Here is a 22,780-nt window from a genome sequence, read left to right as displayed (position 1 = left end):
GCCTGGCAGCATGGCCGGCGCGCCATGCCAAGCCCAGCCTGATAGCCGCCCGATGACTGCCGCCACCCTCGATCCCGTTCGCAATCCGCTGCGCCACGACGCCCAGGTCATCGGCCTGGTCGGCCTGGCCCACGGCGTTTCCCACTTCTTTCACCTGCTGCTGGCGCCCCTGTTCCCGTGGATCAAGGCCGAGTTCGGCCTGAGCTATGCGGAGCTGGGCTTGCTGATGACGGTGTTCTTTGCCGTGTCGGCCGTGGTGCAGACCGCGTCGGGCTTCGTGGTGGACCGTTTTGGCGCGACGCCGGTGCTGTTTGGCGGCCTCGGGCTGCTGGGCGCGGCGGCCTTGCTGCTGTCGATCAGCCCGAGCTACGCGATGCTGCTGCTTGGCGCGGGCGTTGCCGGGATTGGCAACGGCGTGTTCCATCCGGCCGATTTCACCTTGCTCAACAAGCATGTTTCCCAGCCGCGGCTGGGGCATGCGTTCTCGGTGCATGGCATCTCGGGCAACCTAGGCTGGGCCGCGGCGCCGATCTTCCTGGTCACCATTGCAGAGCTCGGCAGCTGGCGCACCGCGCTCGCCAGCGCCTCGGCGGTGGCCTTTGGCGCGCTGGCCGTGCTGCTGGCTTTTCGGCATGTGCTGGATCCCCGCGCTGGCGCCGGCGCGGCGCCCAGGGCGGCCACCGCGGCGGCCAAGGCGGGCGGCAGCATGCTGGCGTTCCTGAAGCTGCCGCAAGTGTGGATCTGCTGGGCCTTCTTCCTCGTCACCACCTTTTCGTTTTCCGGCATCCAGAGCTTCGCGCCGACCGCGCTGACCCAGCTCTACGCCATGCCGCTGACGCTCGCCACGGCGTCGTACACCGTCTATATGTTATGCAGCGCGGGCGGCATGATCGTGGGTGGCTTTGCCGCGGGACGCACCAGCAACCACGACCGCCTGATCGCAATGAGCTTCACGCTGTCGGGCTTGGTCGCGATCGTGGTGGGGCTGGGCGTGCTGCCGGCCGTGATGGTGCCGGTGCTGATGGGTGTGATCGGCTTTGGCGCGGGCACGGCTGGGCCTTCGCGCGACCTGCTGGTACGTGCGGCAGCGCCTGCCGGCGCCACGGGCCGGGTTTATGGCGTGGTCTACTCTGGCCTGGATATCGGCCTGGCCAGCGGGCCGCTGTTCTTCGGCATGCTGATGGACGCGCACTGGCCGAGCTGGGTGTTCTTCATGATCGGCGCCTTCCAGATGCTGGCGATCTTCACCGCTGTCACGGTTGGCAATGGCAACCGCTCCCGCCGCGAGGTGGCAGGCAAGCGGGCGGCCGCCGGCTGACACGGACGGACGCACGCACCCGTACCTCATCCAATTTCCACTTTTCCGATTCGGGAGTCCTTCATGAGCTTTGCTACCACTGATCTGTGCGATGCCAATGAGGCGCGCCTGGCCGACGGCTCGCTGCGCGTGCTGTCGCCGGTATTCCAGCATTTCGGCAAGCGCGCCGCGTTCTCTGGCCCGGCGGCCACGCTCAAGGTGTTCGAGGACAATTCCCTGGTGCGCGAGGCGGTTGAATCACCGGGCAACGGCCGCGTGCTGGTGGTCGATGGCGGCGGCTCGCTGCGCTGCGCGCTGGTGGGCGGCAACCTCGGCGTGCTGGCCGAGAAGAACGGCTGGGCCGGCATCCTCGTCAATGGCTGCGTGCGTGACAGCGGGGAGCTTGCGGTGTGCGACATCGGCGTGCGCGCCCTGGCCCTGCATCCGCAAAAGAGCCAGAGGCGCAATGTGGGCGAGCGCGAGGGCACGGTGCAAATGCCCGGCGCCGTGGTGCGACCCGGCAACTGGATCTATGTTGACGCCGATGGCGTGCTGGTGGCGGACACCAAGCTGGAGGGCTGAGCATGCCGGTGGTCTTTGTCTATGGCACGCTGCGCGCGGGCGAAGTCAACGACCTCAACGCGGCCGCGCGCAGGCACGGCATTGCCGCGCCGCGCCTGATCGGCAGCGCGGCCGTGGCGGGGCGGCTCTATGACTTCGGCACGTATCCCGGGCTGGTGCTGGATGCCGCCGCGCCCGGCGTGGCCGGCGACTTGTACGAGGTCGATGCCGCGCTGGTGCCGGTGCTCGACGAGATCGAGGAGGTCTATCCGGGCCAGGCCTCATTGTTCGTGCGCGAGGAGCGCGTGGTGGCGGTTGGCGGTCAAGCCGTCACCTGCCTGCTTTACCCGGTGGGCGAGGACGCGGTCGCGGGCCTGCCGCGCATTGCATCCGGAGACTGGGTGGCCTACCGGCGCGCCCGCTAGCCCGTTAGTCCGCTTGCGTTTGAAACGCCATGCCGCGCGCTCGCCGCGCGGCCGGTCTTGGCGTAGCATCGGCAACCATTCCATCGTCCGATGTCATGGTTAAGCATGCACGCTCCCCATTCCCTTCCCAACCAGCGATTCGTCCAGTCCGGCGGCGTGCGGCTTGCCATCAAGACCTGGGGCGATCCCGCGCACCCGGCCATGGTGCTGGTGCACGGCTATCCGGACAACAGCGCGGTCTGGCACGGCGTGGCGCCTCTGCTGGCCAATGACTATTATGTCGTGGCCTACGATGTGCGCGGCGCCGGCAGCTCTTCGGCGCCAAAGGGCATGGCGGCCTATCGCCTGGAGCGCCTGGCGGAAGATTTCAGCGCGGTGATCGACGCCGTTTCTCCCGATGCGCCCGTCCACCTGGTCGGCCATGACTGGGGCTCGATCCAGTGCTGGGAGTTTGTCACCGAGCCACGCCTGCGTGGCCGCATCGCTTCGTTCACGTCGTGCTCCGGGCCTTGCCTGGACCATGTCGGCCACTGGATGCGGGGAAACCGGCGCCTGTCGTTCACGGCGCTTTCGCGCTCGCTGCGGCAGATGGCCTCGTCCTGGTATATCTATATCTTCCACCTGCCGTGGCTGCCCGAGCTGAGCTGGCGGCTCTGGATGGGCCGCGCCTGGCCGCTTTACCTGAGACGGACCGAGGGTATCGAGGCGGATCCCAACCCCACCCAGGCCGCGGACGGCCGTCACGGGCTGGCGTTGTACCGCGCCAATATGCTGCCGCGCCTGCTTTCACCGGGCGAGCGCCACGCGCACGCGCCGGTGCAGGTGATCGTGCCGCTGCTGGATCGCTATGTCAGGCCGGCGCTGTCCGAGGATCTGTCGCGCTGGGTGGAGCGCTGGTGGCGCCGGGAGGTCTGCGCGCGCCACTGGCTGCCGCTGGCGGACCCCGCCGGCATGGCGGCGATGGTGCGCGACCTGGCCGGGCATATCGATGGTGGCCCCGAGTCGCTGGCATTGCGGCAGGCACGGATGGCGCCAAATCCCGGAATTTCATAATGCGGAAAGCTGTTCTGCGCGGCAAAAAATGGTGATGCGTAGCACAACGGGCATTTCTCATGATGGAAGATTGCTTGCCGCATCGTGAAAAATATATTGTAAATTATTGATTATAAAAGAGAAAAAAACTAAACAAGGATTGCATTCCGAGCTGTTGCGACGCGAGGTGTTTCCCTACACTCTTATATAAGACACATGACCTGAGCGGCAAAAAACAGGGGTGGCGAGGCCAGCAGAGCAGCGCCGCCGAAACACCCCCGAAAGTGCCCCGGTCGGCAAGTCGGCACCACAGTCCGCCAAGCCTGTCGCAAGTTTCCAATGCCATCCCCGCCCTACACACTAGGAGAGTGAAATGTCCCGCGAAACCGAAGCAAAGAACCTGCAAAAAGAATGGGATACCAATCCTCGCTGGAAGGGCGTCGCGCGTCACTACACGGCGGATGACGTCGTGCGCCTGCGCGGCTCCGTGCAGATCGAGCACACCTTGGCCCGCCGCGGTGCCGAGAAGCTGTGGCACCTGCTGAACACCGAGCCGTTCGTCAACACGCTGGGCGCGCTGACCGGCAACCAGGCCATGCAACAGGTCAAGGCTGGCCTCAAGGCCATCTACCTGTCGGGCTGGCAAGTCGCAGGCGACGCCAACCTGGCCGGCGAAATGTACCCCGACCAGTCGCTGTACCCGGCCAACTCGGTGCCGCAAGTGGTGCGCCGCATCAACAACACCTTCCAGCGCGCCGACCAGATCCAGTGGAGCGAAGGCAAGGGCGATACTGATTTCTTCGCGCCGATCGTGGCTGATGCCGAAGCCGGTTTCGGCGGCGTGCTCAATGCCTTCGAACTGATGAAGTCGATGATCGACGCAGGCGCTGCCGGCGTTCACTTCGAAGACCAGCTGGCTTCGGTCAAGAAGTGCGGCCACATGGGTGGCAAGGTGCTGGTGCCGACGCGTGAAGCCGTTGCCAAGCTGACCGCCGCGCGCCTGGCCGCCGACGTGTCCGGCGTGCCGACCCTGGTGATCGCCCGTACCGATGCCGAGGCCGCGGATTTGCTGACGTCCGACGTGGACGAGCGCGATCGCCCGTTCTGCACCGGCGAGCGCACGGTGGAAGGCTTCTACCGCGTCAAGCCGGGCATCGAGCAATCGATCTCCCGTGCCCTGGCCTACGCCGAAGTGGCCGACCTGGTGTGGTGCGAAACCGGCAAGCCTGACCTGGAATTCGCCAAGAAGTTTGCCGAAGCTGTTCACGCCAAGTTCCCGGGCAAGATGCTGGCCTACAACTGCTCGCCGTCGTTCAACTGGAAGAAAAACCTGGACGATGCCACCATCGCCAAGTTCCAGAAGGAACTGGGCGCCATGGGCTACAAGTTCCAGTTCATCACGCTGGCCGGCTTCCACTCGCTGAATTACTCGATGTTCAACCTGGCCTACGGCTATGCCCGCAACCATATGAGCGCATTCGTCGAACTGCAGGAAAATGAGTTCACGGCCGCTGAGAAGGGCTTCACCGCCGTCAAGCACCAGCGCGAAGTCGGCACCGGTTACTTCGACGCCGTGACCCAGACCATCGAAGGCGGCCAGTCGTCCACGACCGCCCTCAAGGGTTCGACCGAAGACGAACAATTCTTCGACAAGAAAGTAGCCTGAGGCTTCAGATCGCGAGATCGAAAAGCTGAATGGCTGAATGGCTGACTGGCCCGATAGCCGGTCATCTTGAAGGGCGTGCGACCATCACGCCCCTCAATTAGGCGCCGCGCCGTCTCCCTCTCAGGGACGGCGCGGTTTTTTGCTTTTTGGGGTCGGCCTGCGAAGAATGTTAAAAATTGTGTCTGTAGCAATTATGTCATTTGTGTGCCGATTGAGATGTTTTAGGCGATATGATGCTGCCCGTGTGTAAGCAGCGCCACACCGCAGGTCGCCGGCCAGCCGCCGGCACATCTCCACTCAAGTCACTGGCGAGCAACCCGGCCGGTGTCGATCCCAAGAAGGCAACAAACATGAAGCACAAACTTTCCCTGGCCGCTATCGTCGCGCTCTGCGCTGCCTTGGCCGGCTGTGCCGGCACCAATGTCGACGGCATGATGGGCGCCGGCACCTCGCTGTTCAAGGCGGCCTCGCTGAGCGATGGCGACGTCAAGGCCATGTCCGACCAGTCTTGCGCCGAGCTCGACAAGGCCAACAAGATCGCGGCCCCTGGCAGCACCTACAACAAGCGCCTGACCAAGATCATGGCGGGCCTGCAGTCGAGCGGCCTGCCCAGCGTCAACGCCAAGGTCTACCTGACCAAGGACGTCAACGCCTGGGCCATGGCCAACGGCTGCGTGCGAGTGTACAGCGGCCTGATGGACATGATGACCGACGACGAAGTGCGCGGCGTGGTGGGGCATGAGCTGGGCCACGTGGCGCTGGGCCACACCAAGAACAAGATGCAGGTGGCGTACACCGCCATGGCGGCGCGCGGCGCGCTGGCCGCCGCCGGTGGCACGGTGGCTGCGCTGTCGGCCTCGCAACTGGGCGAAATGGGCGAGCAACTGATCAACGCGCAATTCTCGCAAACGCAGGAAAGCGCCGCCGACGACTACTCGTTCGACGTGCTGACCAAGAACAAGGCCAATACCCGCGGCCTGGTCACGGCGTTCCAGAAGCTGGCCAAGCTCGATGGCGGCAAGTCCAGCATGTTCTCGTCGCACCCTGGCTCGGACGACCGCGCCAAGCACATCGAAGACCGTATCAATAAGGGCAGCTGATCCGGGCCGGCCTTGCCGCATAGGCGGGCCGGGCAGGCAAAAAGGCTGGCTGCCCTGTTCGGGGTGGCCAGCCTTTTTGTCGTTTATCGTTCGTCGTCTGTCGCCAGGGCGCGCTCAGCGATACACGATCACCGGGATGTCGGTGTGCGTCAGCACCTTCTGGGTTTCGCTGCCCAGCAGCAAGCCCGACAAGCCGCGCCTGCCGTGCGAGGCCATGAAGATCACGTCGCAGCCATGGCGCTCGGCCGCGTCGATGATGCCCAGGTAGGGCACCGCAAAGGTGGACATGTCGGCGTCAAAGCTGATGCCGTCGGCCCGGGCGGCGGTTTCCACTTCCTTCAGGTATAGCTTGGCCTGGCTTTCGATGCGGTCCCTGAAGGCCTGTGGCGCCTCCACCACGATCTCGCTGAACGGCGTGTAGGGATACTCCTCCAGGCAGACATAGGCGGTGACCCGCGCGTTGATTGTCTTGGCCAGCTCCAGCGCGCCGTCGATGGCCTTCTTGGACAGTTCCGAACCGTCGGTGGGTAGCAGGATGTGCTTGAACATGCTGGACTCCTTTGGGGCGAATGGACCGGATTTACCTTTGGACGGAGGCAGGCCGCACGGCACCTGTCAGCTTTCATTGTAGGCAGGGGTGGCGCATGCGGCATTGCCCTAAATCAAATCGAACTAGGAATTGACCGCCAGTTGCGGCTTGCCGGCGGCAGATGCCTGTTCCGCGCGGCGCCAGTAGGCCGGGTTCCCATAGGTGTTCTTCAGGTGGTCGATGAACAGCCGTACCCGCAGCGGCAGGTGCTTGCGCTGCGGGAAGACAGCGTGGATGCCGATGGGTGGCGCCTGGAACTCGTCGAGCACCGTGACCAGCCGGCCGCTAGCGATTTCCTGCCCGACTTCCCACCAGGAGCGCCATGCCAGCCCGTGGCCATGCAGGCACCATGCGTGCAGCACCGCGCCATCGGTGCATTCCATGGTGCCGCCCACCTTGACCGTGACCGCGCGGCCTTCCTGCTGGAAGGCCCAGCCGCGCTGCACGTTGGCGCTGGCGCCGAAGGCCAGGCAGTTGTGACGGGTGAGATCCTCGGGCAGGGCGGGCACGCCATGGCGCGCCAGGTAGTCGGGGGACGCCACCACCACGCGCCGGTTCTCCGCCAGGCGGATCGACACCAGGCTGGAGTCGGGCAGGTCGCCCAGGCGGATGGCGCAGTCGAAGCCCTCGTTGACGAGATCCACCACGCGGTCCGACAGGTCCAGCGTGATGGTCACATCCGGGTGCGATTCGATGAACAACGGCACCAGCGGCGCCACGTGCTTGCGTCCGTAGCCCGCCGGCGCGGTCACGCGCAGGTGGCCGCTGGCCTTGACGCCGCCCGCCGAGACGCTGGCCTCGGCGTTGTGCAGGTCGTTGAGGATGCGCTGGCAGTCTTCCAGGAAGGCCGAGCCTTCGAAGGTCAGGCTGATCTTGCGCGTGGTGCGCAGCAGCAGCTTGACGCCCAGGCGCTCTTCCAGCGCATCGATGCGCCGGCCGATGATGGCCGGCGCCACGCCTTCAGCCGCCGCGGCCGCCGAAAGGCTGCCGCGCGCGGCTACCGAGACGAATGTCTCCAATTGTTTGAAATGATCCACGAAGCTCGCCAGTTTTGTGCCTCATGCCGCCCAAAGCAAGGGGTGGGTGAGGCAATGGGGTGGATTTGGTGCCTTATCTTTACACCGTTAGCGAAGATTAGTGGGGTAAAAGTAAAAGATCAAGTGACCCCGACCGACTTTGCCGCACTGCAACGTCTCCCTACAATGCTATGCATTCATTGGTGTACAGGCCCACGCAGTGGCGCTGGCCTGCCGGGTATGCCGGGTTTGTCGGATTTGTCCAAAGGAACCGCTCCAGCTCATGCAAAAGATCCGCGCAGTCGTCTTCGATGCCTATGGCACGCTGTTCGACGTGTATTCCGTCACCGCGCGCGCGGAGCAATTGTTTCCGGGCAAGGGCGAGGCGCTGGCGCTGCTGTGGCGCGAGCGTCAGATCGACTACACCCGCATCCGCTCGATGGCCGCGCCCGACGGCGCCTACTACAAGCCGTTCTGGGCGCTGACGGTGGATGCGCTGCGCTATGCGGCCGAGCGCCTGCAACTGGAGCTGGACCCGGCCCTGGAGGCGCAGCTGCTCAAGGAGTACGCGTGCTTGTCGGCCTTCCCGGAAAACCTCGGCGCGCTCAAGCGCCTGCGGGCAGCCGGGTTGCCGCTGGGCATTCTCTCCAACGGCAATCCGCAGATGCTGGATATCTCGGTCAAGAGCGCAGGCATGCACGGGCTGTTCGACCACGTGCTGTCGGTCGACGCGGTGCGCATGTACAAGACGGCGCCCGAGGCCTACGCGCTGGGCCCCAAGGCGTTTGGCGTGCCGGCAGGGGAGATCCTCTTCGTCTCGTCCAATGGCTGGGACGCTTGCGGCGCCACCTGGTACGGCTACACCACGTTCTGGATCAACCGTGCCGGTCATCCGGCGGAGCGGCTCGATGTGAGCCCTTCCGGCACCGGGCACGACATGAATGACCTGCTCGAATTCGTCCGCATCCAAGGTGCGGCGGTTTGACGGCGGGCACCTTAAATCAACCATCGATCACAGGAGAACACTGATGGCCATCACGCTGCCTGCGGGCATGAAGATTACCGGCGAAATCCTGCCGGCCTACGAAGACATCCTCACGCCGGCGGCCCTGGCCCTGGTGGACAAACTGCACCGCGCCTTCGAGCCGCGCCGCCAGGAACTGCTGGCTGCCCGCGTCGAGCGCACCAAGCGCCTGGACGCCGGCGAGCTGCCCGACTTCCTTGCGCAGACCAAGAGCGTGCGCGAAGGCGACTGGAAGGTCGCGCCGGTGCCGCCGGCACTGCATTGCCGCCGCGTGGAAATCACCGGCCCGGTCGAAGCCAAGATGGTCATCAACGCGTTCAACTCCGGCGCGGACAGCTACATGACCGACTTCGAGGACTCCAACACCCCCAACTGGCACAACCAGTTGCAGGGCCAGGTCAACCTCAAGGCCGCCGTGCGCCGCACCCTCACGCTGGATTCCAACGGCAAGCACTACAAGCTGAACGACAAGATCGCCACGCTGCAAGTGCGCCCGCGCGGCTGGCACCTGGACGAGAAGCACGTCACCATCGACGGCCAGCGTGTTTCCGGCGGCATCTTCGATTTCGCGCTGTTCCTGTTCCATAACGCCAAGGAACAGATCGCTCGCGGCGCCGGCCCCTTCTTCTACCTGCCGAAGATGGAAAGCCACCTCGAAGCGCGTCTGTGGAACGACGTCTTCGTCATGGCCCAGAACGAAATCGGCTTGCCGCAAGGCACCGTCAAGGCAACCGTGCTGATCGAAACGATCCTGGCCGCCTTCGAGATGGAAGAAATCCTGTATGAGCTGCGCGAGCACAGCGCCGGCCTGAACGCTGGCCGCTGGGACTACATCTTCTCGTGCATCAAGAAGTTCAAGGTCGACAAGAACTTCTGCCTGGCCGACCGCGCCAAGGTCACCATGACCGCGCCGTTCATGCGCTCGTACGCACTGCTGCTGCTCAAGACCTGCCACAAGCGCGGCGCGCCCGCCATCGGCGGCATGAGCGCACTGATCCCGATCAAGAACGATCCGGAGAAGAACGCCATCGCCATGCAAGGCATCATCAACGACAAGAAGCGTGACGCCACCGACGGCTACGACGGCGGCTGGGTGGCTCACCCGGGCCTGGTCGAGCCGGCCATGAAGGAATTCGTGGCCGTGCTGGGCGACAAGCCCAACCAGTTCGACAAGCAGCGCGACGACGTCAACGTGGCGGCCAAGGACCTGCTGGACTTCCAGCCGGAAACCCCGATCACCGAAGCCGGCCTGCGCATGAACATCAACGTCGGCATCCACTACCTCGGCTCCTGGCTGGCAGGCAACGGCTGCGTGCCCATTCACAACCTGATGGAAGACGCCGCCACCGCCGAAATCTCGCGCTCGCAGGTGTGGCAGTGGATCCGCTCGCCCAAGGGCAAGCTGGAAGACGGCCGCAAGGTGACCGCCGAGATGGTGCGCGCGCTGATCCCGGAAGAGCTGGCCAAGGTCAAGGCTTTCGTCGGTGGCGACACCACGACGTATGACCGCGCCGGCGAGATCTTCGAGCAGATGTCCACGTCGGAGGACTTTGCCGAGTTCCTGACGCTGCCGCTGTACGAAGAGATCTGATCGGGCGGTAGCATTCGCTTGGCCGGGGCTTTTGCCCCGGTGCAAAAAAAACCGCAGCAAACCGCAGCCTGGTGCTGCGGTTTTTTTATGGTGCGCCCGGCAGGGCGCACTCACTCGATCTCCTCGTCGGCGGGAAATCGATAGGTAGTGATGGGTGGTCTCCACGCATCCATCACACGCGCCCCGAATGCTTGCCGTCGGCCTGGCCGCAAGCCGTTTGCGCAGCGCCTTTGCACGTCGATCCCGCCTTGGATCGCTGAGATCCAGCCCCTCGAATTCATCGTCCGCCCGCGCGCCCCGGCTCGTTGTCCATTCGCGCCAAAAAATTCGAGCGTGAAGGCGAGTCCGCGCATGCTCACAGCCCGCTGTGCCCAGATTCCACTAGTGACCGGCCGAATGCTGTCAAGGCGTGGCTTCGACTTTCCTATGACGATAGGGCTTGAAGTATCCAGGTATTGATTTAATTGTTTTTCAGAAAAACAAGAATTGTCTTGGGCTTATTTTATTTCATGAGATCTATGATTTGGTCACCGTCGAGTGGCCTCAGTGCCATTGCGTATCTTTCCGTGACTGCCTCTGGCGTGGAATGCGTCAGGCAGGGTGCGGTTCGATTCGGAAGCCGGTGCATCGGTCCCCTGTGGACCTGCATTTAAACCGGGGTGCATCTAATAGCTTGATGCATTGCCCCAATTACCAACGGAAGAAGGAAATCACATGAAGCGTACTATTCTCGGGAAACGTACTGTTCTCGGTTCTCTCGCAGCAGGCTGTGTGGTCATGGCCGCCATGGCTCCCTCGTTGTCGCATGCGTTCGACGGCCATCTGGACTTCACCGGCTCCATCACGGACGTGACCTGCACCATCAACGGCAAGCCGGCCGGGCCCAACAACCGCACCACCGTGGATCTGGGCAGCGTGGACCCGATCATCTTCACCGCCGTTGGCACGAAATCTCCCGCAGTACCGTTCAGCCTGGTGCTGGGCGGCGGCACGGCCTGCAAGGATAAAACGAAGGCCTCTATCTCCTTTGATACGGGCTCCGCCAACATCGATCCCGCCACCGGCAACCTGATCCTGCAGGGCACCGCTGCGGCAAAGGGCGTGCAGATCGAGATCAGCGACAACGGCAACAAGGCCACCGGCAAGATCCCGCTGCACCTGGCTCAGACGAACCCGCAGGTGGCCACGATCGCGGACAACACCGCAACGCTGACCTACAGCGCGGCCTATGTCCAGACCGCTGCCGCCGTCACTGCGGGTGCGGGTAACTCGTTCATCCGCTACACGATGGCCTACTACTAAATCGAGCCAGGTTTCATTGCCAGGAATGCCATGACGTCGGTCGCTCGCATCTCTTCACTTCTTGCCGCCGGTGTCGTGGCGCTCGCCGCCTGCGCCAGCGTGGCGCAGGCTTCCATTGTCATACAGGGTACGCGACTGGTATTCCCGTCCGATGCCCGGGAGGTTACCGTAAGGCTGAACAACATCGGCAGCGAGCCCGTTCTCGTGCAGAACTGGCTGGACGATGGCCAGCCGGACATGCCGCCCGAGAAAGTCCGCGTTCCCTTCATGCTCGCGCCGGCGGTGGGCCGGGTAGAGCCGAGCAAGGGCGCGGTGCTGCGTATCGTCTATACGCAGGAACCACTGCCGGCCGACCGCGAGACGGTGTTCTGGCTCAATGTGCTGGAGGTGCCCTCGAAGAAGGAGGACGCCGAGAATGCGCTTCTGTTCGCCTTCCGCAGCCGTATCAAGGTTTTCTTCCGGCCTGTGCAACTGAAGGACGTCGATGCCGCTCCCGGCAAGCTTGCCTGGAAGCTGGTCACCGTGGATGGCCAGGGGCCGGCCGGAAAGACGGCGAAGCAGCTTGCCGTGGAGGTCAGCAACCCTACGCCCTACTACGTTTCCTTTGGCCGGGTCGACACCAGGCTGGAGGGCAAGTTTGTCGCCGCGGGTGGTGGCATGGTGGCCCCGCTCGGCAAGGAGACCTTTGTGCTACCCGAAGCAAAGCCCGGAAATCACCCCGGTGCCCTGGTCCGATACGAAGTCATCAACGACTACGGTGGCCGGTACACGGAAGAGAAGGCATTGGCAAATTAGCCGCTAAGCACGCCTGTCCCGATTCCTTTCACTGTGTCCGTTGCACAGCGGCCTCCAGCTTCCGCAGATAGGACAAATTCGTCGGTCTATGCAATCCTCAGTTCGCCTTGTTCAACCCGCTGGCCCGGCTCGCGCCGGCAGCGTGGCTGCGCTGCCGGCCTCCAGGCCGGGGCGCCTTGCGCCTCGCCTGATCGGCGCCGTGGCGGCGATCGCGATGTCGCCTGCCGCCTGGGCGGCGGCGACCGTTGTGGGTGGGCAGGGCGCGGGGACGCGCCAGTCCATGGATCTTGGCGCGCCGATTGGCGAGACCCCGGCGCAGGAACGTAAAGGGGCACAGGATGGTGACCCGGAGCGCGCGCGAAGTGCCGGCAGCGATGGAAACGGGCCCGAGCCGCGGCTGCTGTCCGCCCTGGACGGCAAACGGGTGATATTCGACTCCTACATGCTGGCGCAGGGCACCGAGGGCATCACGATCGATACCAGCCGTTTCGAGCGGCTGGATATTGTCGCGCCGGGCAAGTACCGCGTCGAACTGCATGTCAATGGCCAATGGCGCGGCACCGAGGATATCGAGTTCCGGCAGGTTGCGGGCCGGGAAAGCGCGCAGGCATGCTACGACCGCGATCTGCTCACCCGCGCAGGTGTCGATCTGCGCAAGAGCGCGCGCGGCCAGGATCCCGCGCGGCCGCCCAACCCGATGCCGGAAGGCCCGGTCTGTGCCGACATCGGCAACTATGTTCCCGGCGCCGAACTCAAGTTCGACCAGGCGGAGCAGGCGATCTATCTTTCCGTGCCGCAATACTATCTGCGGCTGACCACATCGAAGAACTATGTCGATCCGCAGCGTTGGGACAGTGGCGTTCCGGCGCTGCTCCTCAACTACAACACCAATGTCTTCACCACGCAGAGCCAGGGACGCAACACCACCCAGGCCTACGCGGGCCTGAACCTGGGGGCAAACCTCGGGCCGCTGCGATTGCGCCACAACGGCTCGGTCACCTGGTCGGCGCCGACTGGCACGCGCTATCAGCGTGGCTATATCTATGGCCAGACCGATCTGCCCGAGCTGCGCTCGCAATTGCTGGTCGGCGAGAGCTCGACCAGCGGCGAGTTGTTCGATTCGGTGTCTTTCCGCGGCGCGCAGATCTTCAGCGACGACCGCATGCTGCCCGAGACGCAGCGCTACTACGCACCTGTGGTGCGCGGTACCGCCGGCTCGAACGCCCGGGTCTCGGTCCACCAGCGCGGCTTCCTGGTCTACGAGACCACCGTGGCACCGGGGCCGTTCGAGATCAATGACCTGCAGGTTGCCAGCTACGGCGGCGACCTGCAGGTGACCGTGACCGAGGCCAACGGGCAGGCGCGTACCTTCCTGGTGCCCTTTGCCACCACCGTGCAGTTGTTGCGGCCCGGTGTCACGCGCTACAGCGTGACCGCGGGCAGGGCTAGCGACCCCGCTCTGCAAGGCAGCGGACAGTACGTCATGCAGGGCACGCTGCAACACGGCATCAACAATATGGCCACCGGCTACGGTGGTGTGGCCTTCGCCAGCAACTATGTGTCCGGGCTGCTGGGCGGGGCGCTCAACACGCGCTTCGGTGGCTTTGGCGCCGACGTCACGTGGGCCAGGGCCGCCGTGCCAAACGGCGATAGCCTGCGTGGCTCCAGCTTCCGTGTTTCGTACAGCAAGAATTTGCCGAACAGCGGTACCAACTTCTCGCTGCTGGCGTACCGCTATTCCACGCGTGGCTATCTTGGCCTGCGCGATGCGCTGATGCTGCACGATGCCGTCGAGCGCGGCGCGGCGGCCGATTCGTTCGCGCGCACGCGCAGCAGAGTGGATGCCAACATTAGCCAGACGCTCGGCGCGAGCGGCGGCAATGTCTACCTCAACGGCTCTTCGCTCCAGTACTGGAACCAGCGTGGCCAGGCGCTCAGTTTCACGCTGGGCTATAGCAACCAGTGGCGCGGCAACACCTATTCCGTGTCCGTGCAGCGCGTGCAGAACGCGGGGGGCGGTGGGGCCTTGTATGGGGGAGCGAGCAGCGGCAGCAGCACGCTGGTCAGCCTCAACCTGTCGATTCCACTGGGAAAGTCCGCCCGCGGCGCTCCCGTCCTGAACGCCTTCGTCACGCACGACGACAGTGCCGGCACGCAGGTGTCTTCCGGCGTTTCGGGGATCATCGACCAGCAGGGCAAGGGCTCGTACTCGCTCTCCGGCACTTATGACGACCGGCGCAATGCCGCCTCGGGCAACGCCAGCATCAACTGGCGCCTGTCTGACGTCACGCTGGGCGCCAGCATTGGCCAGGGTCAAGGCTATCGGCAGGCGTCGGCCAGCGCGCAGGGCGGCCTGGTCGTTCATCCGGGCGGCATATCCATGGCACAGACCCTTGGCGAGACCATCGGCGTGGTCCATGCGGCGGATGCGCAGGGCGCCCGGGTCGGCTACGGCGGCGCCAGCGTGGACCGGCGCGGCTACGCGGTCGTACCCAGCCTGATCCCTTATCAGTTGAACAGCATCGATGTCGATCCCAAGGGCATCCCCGACGACGTCGAATTGAAGGTGACCTCGCGCAGCGTCGCGCCGCGCGCTGGCTCGGTGGTGATGCTCACCTACGAAACCCGCAAGGCGCGCGCCGTGCTCATCAACAGCCGCATGCCCAATGGCGAACTGCTGCCCTTCGCCGCCACCGCCATCGATGCCGAAGGCGGCATGGCGATCGGCGCCGTGGGCCAGGGCAGCCGCCTGGTGGTGCGCACCGAGAAGGACCGCGGCTCGATCCGCGTCGAATGGGGCAAGAAGCCCGAAGAGCGCTGCGTGATCGACTACACGCTGCCCGCGCGCGTGCAGGGCAAACGCAGCGGCTACGAGATGCTGGACCTGCCATGCCTTCCATTGCCGGCCGGCGGCGTGGGCAGCAAAGAGCTGGCGGCGCGTCCGTGAGGCCGAATCAACCCGGAGCCGGGCAACCGTTGAGCACCAGGACGGCAGCGCAAGGCAATCCGGCCGGCATGCTGAACCAGGGAAGGCCGAGCTGCATGACCCATCCGATCATTGCGGGCGGCAGCGATCGCAGGCAGCGCTGCGAGCGGCGGTGGCGCGGCGCTGGGGCCATGCTGGCCTTGCTGCTTTGCCTGGCGCCGGCCGGGGCGCTGGCGGCGTTGTCGATCATCGGCACCCGCTTCGTCTACCCCGCCGAGCTGTCGGCGCTGAGCGTGAGGCTGCGCAATGCCGGCGACAGCCCGATCCTGGTCCAGGCCTGGCTGGACCAGGGGGAGGTCAATGCCGATCCGGCCACGCTGAGCGTGCCCTTCATCTTGTCGCCACCCTTGCTCAGGCTGGACCCGGAGCGCAAGACGGTGCTCCGGCTGCGCTACACCGGTGAGCCGCTGCCCGGGGATCGCGAGTCGGTGTTCTGGATCAACTTTCTGGAGGTGCCGCCGCTGGCCGGGGACACCGCCAGTCTGCTGCGCCTGTCTTACCGCACGCGCATGAAGCTGCTGTTCCGGCCGGCGGGATTGCCCGGCACCGCGGACGAGGCCATCGGGCAGGTGACATGGGCGTTCGGCAATGCAGGCAAGGCGGGCGGCGCCGTCCTGGAAGCAAGCAACCCCACGCCTTACCACGTGTCGCTGGCGCGGATGGCCGTCGGGCGCGGGGGCGCATCGGTGGAACTGGACGGCCAGACCATCGCGCCGCTTGGCGTCACGCGGTTCACGCTGCCCGGCTTGAAGGGCGCCGCCTCGGACGAGGCGGTGGTGCATTACGAAGCCGTCAGGGACAGCGGCGAACTGATCGTCGGCAATGCAAATGTCAAAAGGTAGTTTCGACGCAGGTTGATGGGTGGCTCGATGAGGAAGTCCAACGCCATCGGGCTGAGAGCGGCGCATGCACATCGATTGGGCCGCTCGTGAAATGAATGGATTGCCATGAGAAGAAATCAAGTGACTGCTGGCCGTGGAACTTTTGTCGATGTCGATGTCGATGTCGATGCCTATGCACAAGCCCGCCGGGCGGTCGGTGACCGGGCCGCGCGCCGCGCCTTCGGGCTGCGTGCCTGCGGTGTCGGCCTGATGTTGCTGCTGCCGGTCGCGGGGCATGCGCAGGTGCCCGGTGCGCCCAATGCGGCGAATGCGGCGAATGTACCCAGCATACCCAGGGCCGGGCAGACCATGCGCGATCTCGAGACCGTGCGTCCGGAACTCCCTGCGCCGTCCAGTCTGGAGCTGGACCTGCCCAAGGCGGACGAGCGCAGCGTGCCCACCGCGTCCGCCGACCCGGGGATACGCCTGAAGGTGCAGGGCTTTCGCATCGACGGGAACAAGGTATTCGACTCGGCGCAACTGCTGCCCTTGCTGAGCGACCTGAACGGCAGCGAGCAGGACCTCGCAGGCCTGCGCGCGGCGGCGGACCGCATCACCGCGTATTACCACGCGCACGGCTACCTGCTGGCGCGCGCCTTCCTGCCGCCGCAGGATATCGAAGATGGCTTGATCCGGCTCGAAGTGATGGAGGGCAGGTACGGGCAGGTCGTGCTGCAGAATAAATCGCGCGCGTTCGACGGCGTGCTGCGCCAGCCGCTGTCGAGGCTCAGGCGCGGCGAGGCGGTGCATAGTGCGGAACTGGAAAGCAGCCTGCTGCTGCTCAACGATATCCCCGGCGCCCAGGCCAAGGGTACCTTGCAGTCCGGCACCGAGCCCGGTACCACCGACCTGCTGGTCGAGGCGGAGCCCGGGCCGCTGGCCGGCGGCAGTCTGGAGGCGGACAACTACGGCGGCTACTACACCGGCGAATACCGCCTGGGCGGCAGCTTCTACCTGAACAACCCGTTGCGGCTGGGGGACCAGTTGAGCCTGCGCGTGCTTGGCAGCGACAAGCGGCAGCGCTACTACCGCGCCGGCTACCAGTTGCCGGCCGGTCCCTGGTCCACACGCGTGGGCGTGTCGTACTCGGATATGGGCTATCACCTCGGCAAGAATTTCGCGGTGCTGGAAGCGCACGGCCGCGCCAGCATCCGCAGCGTCTTCGTCTCGCAGCCGCTGCTGCGCGGCCGCGCCTTCAACCTGGGCGCCCAGCTGCAGTACGACGACAAGCGGCTGCGCGACGAGATGGATCTCTTCGAGAGCAACGTCGGCAAGCGCGTGGGGCTGTGGACCGCTGGCGTGAACGGCAACGGCCAGGACAACGTATTCGGCGGCGGGCAGACCATGTTCTCGGCGAGCTACAGCACGGGACGGCTTCGCATCGACGATCCGTACACCGAGTTCATCGACCAGGTCAGCGCGAGAACCGGCGGCAGCTTCAGCAAGATGAACCTGAGCGCGGCGCGCCTGCAGCGACTGAGCAATCGCTTCCAGCTCTATGCCCAGGCCAATGCGCAATGGGCGTCCGGCAACCTGGACGGCTCGGAGAAGTTCGGCATGGGCGGGCCCTATGGCGTGCGCGCCTACGCGCTCGGCGCCGGCAGCGGCGACCAGGGCTGGCAGGCCAGCCTGGAGCTGCGCTACGCGGTGGCCCCTGGCTGGCAGTTGAGCGCCTTCGTGGACAAGAGCGTGGTGGACACCAACAAGCAGCCCTGGACCAGGGAGCGCAACACGCGCCGGTTGACGGGGGCGGGCATCGGTGGCGCCTGGGCCGGGCAGGGACATCAGATCAGCCTGGCGCTGGCCTGGCCGCTGGGCCAGCGCGACGCAAGCGGGGGGCCGGTGCGCAGCCCCAGGTTTTGGGTTCAGGGCGCGCAGTACTTCTGAGCGCGCCGTGGACCGTGTCGGTGCAGTACCCGTGCTGCCGGGATGGTTGCAGCATTCTCAATAACAAGGAAAGAGGTCAATATGAACAAAAGCTATGCACTGGTCTGGAATCAGGCCCAGGGATGCTGGAACGTCGCCAGCGAAGGGGCTCGCCGCCGCGGCAAGTCTGGCGGTGCCAGGCGCGTGATTGCCGCCGCTGTTGCGCTGTTGGGGCTGGGGGCGCTTGCGCCGGCGCATGCCTTGCCGACCGGCAATGTGATCGTATCGGGCACCGGCAATGTCGCGACCTACAACGATGGCCAGGCCATGTCGATCAACCAGTCGAGCGACAAGCTGATCATCAACTGGAACGGGTTCAGCGTTGGCGCGAAGGAGAGAGTCACCTTCAACCAGCCCGACAGCAACTCGATCGCGCTCAACCGCGTGATCAGTGCGAATGCCAGCAATATCCAGGGCCAGATCGATGCCAATGGCCGCGTTTTCCTGGTCAACCCCAACGGGATGGTGTTTGGGCAGACCGCCCAGGTCAACGTGGGCGGCCTGGTGGCCTCGACGCAGGACATCACCAACGCGGATTTCAACAGCGGGACCTACCGCTTTGCCGGCGGCGCGGGTGCGTCGATCATCAATGCCGGCCGGATTACCGCCGCGCCGGGTGGCAGCGTGGCGCTGCTGGGCACGACGGTGAACAACACTGGCCTTATCCAGGCGCAGATGGGCCGGGTGGCGCTAGGCGCCGGCAATGACTTCACCGTGAGCTTCGACGCCAGCAACCTGCTCAACCTGCAGGTGAATGGCGGCCTGGTAGGCTCGCTGGTGCAAAACGGCGGCCTGCTCAAGGCCGACGGTGGCCAGGTGCTGATGACGGCCCGTGCCGCCGGCAGCTTGCAGCAGGCGGTGGTGAACAATACGGGCATGATCGAGGCCAAGACCTTGCGCGGCAATGCCGGCAAGATCACGCTGGACGGCGGCAGCGCCGGCGTCGTGCGCGTGGCCGGCAACCTGAACGCCAGCGCGATGGCCGGCCCGGGCAACGGCGGCACCATCGAGACCCGCGGCGCCGATGTGCAGGTGCAGTTGGGCACCCAGGTCAACACCCAGGCCAATAACGGGCAGACGGGCACCTGGAAGCTCAGCGGGATGGATGTCAACGTCGGCCAGACCGCCGGCAGTGGCGAAATTACCGCATATAGTGACACGCTCTCGCGCAACCTCGGCACCACCAATATCGAGCTGGCCAGCACCGTTGGCAATCTTTTGGTCAACGCGCCGATCGAGTGGAGCAGCGGCAACAAGCTGACGCTGACCTCGGCTGGCGATGTCAATGTGAACGGAGCGCTGAGCGCCACCGGCGTCAACGCCAGCCTGGCCATGACCGCCGGCGACGCCAAGGATATCAACCTGAACAACAAGGTCACGCTCAGCGGAGCCGGCAACGGCCTGGCGTTGAACTATGGCCGTTCGCTGAACCTGAACAACGGCGCGGTGGTCACCTTGTCCGGGACGGGGGCGTCGTTCAGGTCGAACGGCTTTTCCTATAACGTGATCCAGAACCTCGCGCAGCTGCAGGGCATCAACGACAATCTGGGCGGCTACTACGTGCTGGGCAACAAGATCAGCGGCGGCAGCCTGAAGTCGATCGGCGGCGACTACGGCACGTTCTACGGCACCTTCGACGGCCTGGGCAATACCTTGAGCAATCTCAAGGTGACCAGCACCGGGCCTTTGTCCGGCCTGTTCTCGGCATCGTCCGGCAGCATCAGCAACCTCGGCCTGGCGGCGTTGACGGTCAACGCGACGTCTGGCAATGCCGGCGCCGCTGCGCTGGGCGGGCTGGTGGGGCAGAATTCCGGCACCATCTCCAACGTCAACGCCACTGGCGTATGCCTGTCTAGCAACAGCGGGCGGGCCCATTCAATGGGTGGCCTGGTGGGGAAGAACCTCATCGACGGCTCCATCGACCGCGCTTCGGTGAGCGCCTCCAGTCTGTCTGGCAGCAACCTGACCCAGTCGATCGGTGGCCTGGTCGGCGAAAACGCGGGCAGCGTGACACGCAGCAGGTCGGATGCCAAGATCGGCGGATACATGCAGCGCACGGCCATGGGCGGCGTGGGCGGCCTGGTCGGGCTGAACGCCGGGCCTAACGCCTATATCGCCGATTCGTCCAGCCGGGGCACCGTCGGCACATCCAACGGCGGCCTGAACGTGGGCGGCCTGGTGGGCTACAACAACGGTGGCGTCATCGAGCGCGTCTTCTCCGCCGGCGACACAGGCTCTTCCAGCAACGCCGTGATCGGTGGCCTGGTTGGCCTCAACGACAGCGGCGGCCGGATTGCCGATGCCAGCACCAGTGGCCGCGTAGACGGCAGCGGTGCCGCGGCCATCGGCGGCCTGGTGGGGCAGAACCGGAACGGTAGCCTGATCAATGTCAAGACCAGCGGCCTGGTCAGGGATACTTCGGGCATCGATGTGGGCGGCCTGGCCGGCAGCAACGAGGGCGGCACCATCTTCGGCGCGGAAGCCACCGGCGCCGTGATCGGCGGCGCCAACAACCGCGTGGGCGGCCTGGTCGGCAGCAACTACAGCGGCACCATCCAGAGTTCGGTGGCGCGAGGCAAGACCTCGGGCGGCAGCAACAGCCACACCGGCGGCCTGGTCGGCTACAACGGCGGCAACCTGCTGGCGGTGGAAGCGAGCGGCGAAGTCTATGCCAATACCAACAGCTTTGTCGGCGGCCTGGTCGGCACCAACGTCGCCAGCAATGGCGCCGCGATCGTGTCGGGCGTAGCCAGCGGCAACGTCAAGGGTGAAAGCCGCAGCGTGGTGGGTGGCCTGGTTGGCCAGAACCACGGCGCGGTCAGTGCTTCGTCGGCTTCCGGCACGGTCAGCGGTGGCAACTACGTGACGATGGGCGGCCTGGTTGGCCTGAATCAGGGCGAAGTCAATTACTCGACGGCCAGCGGCAAGATCGACTTCGTGTCGAGCTACGCCCAGAGCTATGGTGGCCTGGTCGGTGTGAACTTCGGTCTCATGCAAGGCAACCGGGTTTCCGGCAATGCTGCCCTGCTGCCGCAGGCCGGCATCAACTACGGCACCATCATTCAGTAAGTTGCTGAAGCAGTCCACTGACCTGCCTGCCTAGCAGGCAGGCCCCTTGCGTGCCGTGTTTCGGCATGGCATGCAAGGGCATTTCAGTACCGCGCCATGGAACACAAGGACGGATATGCGTTGCTGGCGGCGCAGGTGGCGGGTCCTGTCGGCCGCGCGCACCATGGATTTTGACGCCACCTCGAAAGGCTGGCGAGACAGGGGGGGGGAGATGGAGAGCTGCATGAATACGAATGTACTGCCTATTGCCGGGCTGTCGGGAATTGCACGGGCGGCGCGCCAACCGGTACGCCTGTTCATTGCCGCGCTAATGCTGATGCTGGGGTTGGTGAGCGGCAGCGCCCAGGCACAATTTGAAAACCGCATGGCCATCAACTGCACGAACCCCAATCCGCAGGAGATCCAGCCGTGGACGGTCACCAATCCCCTGACCAGCAGTACGGCCATCGGCACGATCCTGATGGAGCGGCGGTTCGCGTTGTCGACGTCCTTCACCTTTGGTGCGACGTCGGCAGTGGTCGCTCACGATCTGGTCACGGGCGCCCACTGGGCAATGGGGTTCGGGCCGCCCGTCGGTGCGGATGGCATTGTGCCAACGAATATTGACGGCATCGGCTTCAAGTGGGAAGCACTATCGTCGGACGGTGTCGCCAGAACCCTGCGCAAAGAGGCCGACCCGCTTGCCGTCGAGAAGATCGATGTCTTGTTTCAACCCAATCTGGGGATAAAGACCGGGTCCACCATCGCCAGCTACAAACAGTACCTGGTGCTGACCAAGGACCCGAATGCGCTCCCCCCGGGCGAGATCAAGGTGACCCATGTTGCGGGTGGTCTCCAGGTGAAGATCTATGCGGCGGATTTTCTGAAGTCGGTGGGAGTGAGCCTGGGCAGCACGTTCCAGGTGCCCACCTTGGGCCCGGGATGCCATCAGTCCATTACCTACGACAGCACGGGTATCGTCGGCATCGGTGGCGGCCCGCCGCCCCCGATTCCGAACAAATGCGATGTGGTGGCCAATCAGATCATTCCGGTCGATCTGGGGAGTATCCCCATCGATCGGTTCAAGAAGCTCAACGACACTTCCCCACCGAAGCACTTCGAGATCGCCCTGAGCAATTGCGCGGCCAACGCCAAGCCCAAGATCAGCTTCAGGGACAAGGCGACGCCGCCCAATGCAGACAAGACGGTGTTGCGGCTCAGCGCGCCGGGCGGGCAAAGCCTGGCCCAGGGGTTCGGCATCATCATGACGCGCGAGGATGGCAGCCGGGAGCGCATCGCCTATGGCGATCCGGGCGCTGCCAGGAAGTACGAGATGACGCTCGACAAGCCGGGCAGGACAGCAAAGCTCCCGCTGTCGGCGCAGTACATCCGCACCGGTGGCGACGCCGAGATCAAGGCCGGCTACGCGGGAGGCTCCGCCGAATTCACCTTCACTTTCCCCTGAGGATGGTGTCCAGAACCAGGTTGGCAACGCTGCGCTGACCATATGAGCGCCATCAGATGAAATCGAGGCGCTACCT

General features: G+C 64.9%; 17 protein-coding genes and 1 pseudogene. 15 read left to right on the top strand and 3 right to left on the bottom strand.

Annotation, left to right across the window (positions count from 1 at the left end):
* Positions 1 to 52 precede the first annotated feature (52 nt).
* The 6 genes from AC1Q7Q_RS12885 (at position 53) to loiP (ending at position 6,081) form a co-directional block, all read left to right on the top strand.
* Positions 53 to 1,318, top strand: coding sequence for an MFS transporter (locus AC1Q7Q_RS12885; protein ID WP_492371645.1), 1,266 nt, complete (start codon positions 53 to 55; stop codon positions 1,316 to 1,318).
* A gap of 63 nt (positions 1,319 to 1,381) precedes the next feature.
* Complete coding sequence (rraA, locus tag AC1Q7Q_RS12880) at positions 1,382 to 1,879, top strand: ribonuclease E activity regulator RraA (protein ID WP_492371646.1); 498 nt, start codon at positions 1,382 to 1,384, stop codon at positions 1,877 to 1,879.
* A gap of 2 nt (positions 1,880 to 1,881) precedes the next feature.
* A complete protein-coding gene (locus AC1Q7Q_RS12875; RefSeq protein WP_492371647.1) occupies positions 1,882 to 2,283 on the top strand; it encodes a gamma-glutamylcyclotransferase family protein in 402 nt (133 codons plus the stop codon).
* Positions 2,284 to 2,388: 105 nt separating this feature from the next.
* Positions 2,389 to 3,336, top strand: coding sequence for an alpha/beta fold hydrolase (locus AC1Q7Q_RS12870; protein ID WP_492371648.1), 948 nt, complete (start codon positions 2,389 to 2,391; stop codon positions 3,334 to 3,336).
* 352 nt (positions 3,337 to 3,688) lie between these two features.
* Positions 3,689 to 4,981: an isocitrate lyase gene (gene aceA / locus AC1Q7Q_RS12865; protein WP_416048836.1), complete on the top strand. Its 1,293-nt coding sequence runs from the start codon at positions 3,689 to 3,691 to the stop codon at positions 4,979 to 4,981.
* A gap of 350 nt (positions 4,982 to 5,331) precedes the next feature.
* Entirely contained in the window at positions 5,332 to 6,081 is a 750-nt protein-coding gene (gene loiP, locus AC1Q7Q_RS12860; RefSeq protein WP_150983571.1) for a metalloprotease LoiP, read from the top strand.
* A 114-nt stretch (positions 6,082 to 6,195) separates the two neighbouring features.
* On the opposite strand, the gene AC1Q7Q_RS12855 is transcribed toward loiP, so the two are convergent.
* A complete protein-coding gene (locus tag AC1Q7Q_RS12855; protein ID WP_006161942.1) occupies positions 6,196 to 6,630 on the bottom strand; it encodes a universal stress protein in 435 nt (144 codons plus the stop codon).
* A 123-nt stretch (positions 6,631 to 6,753) separates the two neighbouring features.
* Positions 6,754 to 7,707, bottom strand: coding sequence for a LysR family transcriptional regulator (locus AC1Q7Q_RS12850; protein ID WP_150983570.1), 954 nt, complete (start codon positions 7,705 to 7,707; stop codon positions 6,754 to 6,756).
* Between the two features lie 262 nt (positions 7,708 to 7,969).
* On the opposite strand from AC1Q7Q_RS12850, the gene AC1Q7Q_RS12845 reads away from it, so the two are divergent.
* Both AC1Q7Q_RS12845 and aceB read left to right on the top strand, forming a co-directional pair.
* Entirely contained in the window at positions 7,970 to 8,671 is a 702-nt protein-coding gene (locus AC1Q7Q_RS12845; RefSeq protein ID WP_492371649.1) for a haloacid dehalogenase type II, read from the top strand.
* Between the two features lie 43 nt (positions 8,672 to 8,714).
* The gene (aceB, locus tag AC1Q7Q_RS12840; protein ID WP_174427333.1) at positions 8,715 to 10,301 is read left to right on the top strand and encodes a malate synthase A; all 1,587 of its coding nucleotides are present in this window, start codon (positions 8,715 to 8,717) and stop codon (positions 10,299 to 10,301) included.
* Positions 10,302 to 10,469: 168 nt separating this feature from the next.
* On the opposite strand, the pseudogene AC1Q7Q_RS12835 reads toward aceB, so the two are convergent.
* Positions 10,470 to 10,628 (bottom strand): annotated as a pseudogene (locus AC1Q7Q_RS12835) (IS4/Tn5 family transposase DNA-binding protein); the annotation flags it as partial.
* 387 nt (positions 10,629 to 11,015) lie between these two features.
* On the opposite strand from AC1Q7Q_RS12835, the gene AC1Q7Q_RS12830 reads away from it, so the two are divergent.
* The 7 genes from AC1Q7Q_RS12830 (at position 11,016) to AC1Q7Q_RS12800 (ending at position 22,704) form a co-directional block, all read left to right on the top strand.
* Positions 11,016 to 11,603 (top strand): fimbrial protein, encoded by a 588-nt coding sequence (locus AC1Q7Q_RS12830; RefSeq protein WP_492371650.1) that lies wholly within the window; start codon positions 11,016 to 11,018, stop codon positions 11,601 to 11,603.
* Between the two features lie 30 nt (positions 11,604 to 11,633).
* Positions 11,634 to 12,398 (top strand): fimbria/pilus periplasmic chaperone, encoded by a 765-nt coding sequence (locus AC1Q7Q_RS12825; RefSeq protein WP_492371651.1) that lies wholly within the window; start codon positions 11,634 to 11,636, stop codon positions 12,396 to 12,398.
* An 88-nt stretch (positions 12,399 to 12,486) separates the two neighbouring features.
* Positions 12,487 to 15,345, top strand: coding sequence for a fimbria/pilus outer membrane usher protein (locus AC1Q7Q_RS12820; RefSeq protein WP_492371652.1), 2,859 nt, complete (start codon positions 12,487 to 12,489; stop codon positions 15,343 to 15,345).
* A gap of 95 nt (positions 15,346 to 15,440) precedes the next feature.
* Positions 15,441 to 16,226, top strand: a complete 786-nt coding sequence (locus AC1Q7Q_RS12815; protein ID WP_492387166.1) for a fimbria/pilus periplasmic chaperone — start codon at positions 15,441 to 15,443, stop codon at positions 16,224 to 16,226.
* 105 nt (positions 16,227 to 16,331) lie between these two features.
* The gene (locus AC1Q7Q_RS12810; protein ID WP_492371654.1) at positions 16,332 to 18,152 is read left to right on the top strand and encodes a ShlB/FhaC/HecB family hemolysin secretion/activation protein; all 1,821 of its coding nucleotides are present in this window, start codon (positions 16,332 to 16,334) and stop codon (positions 18,150 to 18,152) included.
* Positions 18,153 to 18,233: 81 nt separating this feature from the next.
* Positions 18,234 to 21,260: a two-partner secretion domain-containing protein gene (locus AC1Q7Q_RS12805; RefSeq protein ID WP_492371655.1), complete on the top strand. Its 3,027-nt coding sequence runs from the start codon at positions 18,234 to 18,236 to the stop codon at positions 21,258 to 21,260.
* 223 nt (positions 21,261 to 21,483) lie between these two features.
* Positions 21,484 to 22,704, top strand: coding sequence for a fimbrial protein (locus AC1Q7Q_RS12800; protein WP_492371656.1), 1,221 nt, complete (start codon positions 21,484 to 21,486; stop codon positions 22,702 to 22,704).
* Positions 22,705 to 22,780: the final 76 nt, after the last annotated feature.

Source organism: Cupriavidus sp. GW823-FHT07A04 (assembly GCF_058794615.1).
This window is presented reverse-complemented; position numbering and strand designations above follow the sequence as displayed.

Excerpts from the sequence above, each read along its gene's own strand:
- AC1Q7Q_RS12885 (WP_492371645.1), top strand. The coding sequence starts at position 53 with ATGACTGCCGCCACCCTCGATCCCGTTCGCAATCCGCTGCGCCACGAC.
- rraA (WP_492371646.1), top strand. The coding sequence starts at position 1,382 with ATGAGCTTTGCTACCACTGATCTGTGCGATGCCAATGAGGCGCGCCTG.
- AC1Q7Q_RS12875 (WP_492371647.1), top strand. The coding sequence starts at position 1,882 with ATGCCGGTGGTCTTTGTCTATGGCACGCTGCGCGCGGGCGAAGTCAAC.
- AC1Q7Q_RS12870 (WP_492371648.1), top strand. The coding sequence starts at position 2,389 with ATGCACGCTCCCCATTCCCTTCCCAACCAGCGATTCGTCCAGTCCGGC.
- aceA (WP_416048836.1), top strand. The coding sequence starts at position 3,689 with ATGTCCCGCGAAACCGAAGCAAAGAACCTGCAAAAAGAATGGGATACC.
- loiP (WP_150983571.1), top strand. The coding sequence starts at position 5,332 with ATGAAGCACAAACTTTCCCTGGCCGCTATCGTCGCGCTCTGCGCTGCC.
- AC1Q7Q_RS12855 (WP_006161942.1), bottom strand. The coding sequence starts at position 6,630 with ATGTTCAAGCACATCCTGCTACCCACCGACGGTTCGGAACTGTCCAAG.
- AC1Q7Q_RS12845 (WP_492371649.1), top strand. The coding sequence starts at position 7,970 with ATGCAAAAGATCCGCGCAGTCGTCTTCGATGCCTATGGCACGCTGTTC.
- aceB (WP_174427333.1), top strand. The coding sequence starts at position 8,715 with ATGGCCATCACGCTGCCTGCGGGCATGAAGATTACCGGCGAAATCCTG.
- AC1Q7Q_RS12830 (WP_492371650.1), top strand. The coding sequence starts at position 11,016 with ATGAAGCGTACTATTCTCGGGAAACGTACTGTTCTCGGTTCTCTCGCA.
- AC1Q7Q_RS12825 (WP_492371651.1), top strand. The coding sequence starts at position 11,634 with ATGACGTCGGTCGCTCGCATCTCTTCACTTCTTGCCGCCGGTGTCGTG.
- AC1Q7Q_RS12820 (WP_492371652.1), top strand. The coding sequence starts at position 12,487 with ATGCAATCCTCAGTTCGCCTTGTTCAACCCGCTGGCCCGGCTCGCGCC.
- AC1Q7Q_RS12815 (WP_492387166.1), top strand. The coding sequence starts at position 15,441 with ATGACCCATCCGATCATTGCGGGCGGCAGCGATCGCAGGCAGCGCTGC.
- AC1Q7Q_RS12810 (WP_492371654.1), top strand. The coding sequence starts at position 16,332 with ATGAGAAGAAATCAAGTGACTGCTGGCCGTGGAACTTTTGTCGATGTC.
- AC1Q7Q_RS12805 (WP_492371655.1), top strand. The coding sequence starts at position 18,234 with ATGAACAAAAGCTATGCACTGGTCTGGAATCAGGCCCAGGGATGCTGG.
- AC1Q7Q_RS12800 (WP_492371656.1), top strand. The coding sequence starts at position 21,484 with ATGAATACGAATGTACTGCCTATTGCCGGGCTGTCGGGAATTGCACGG.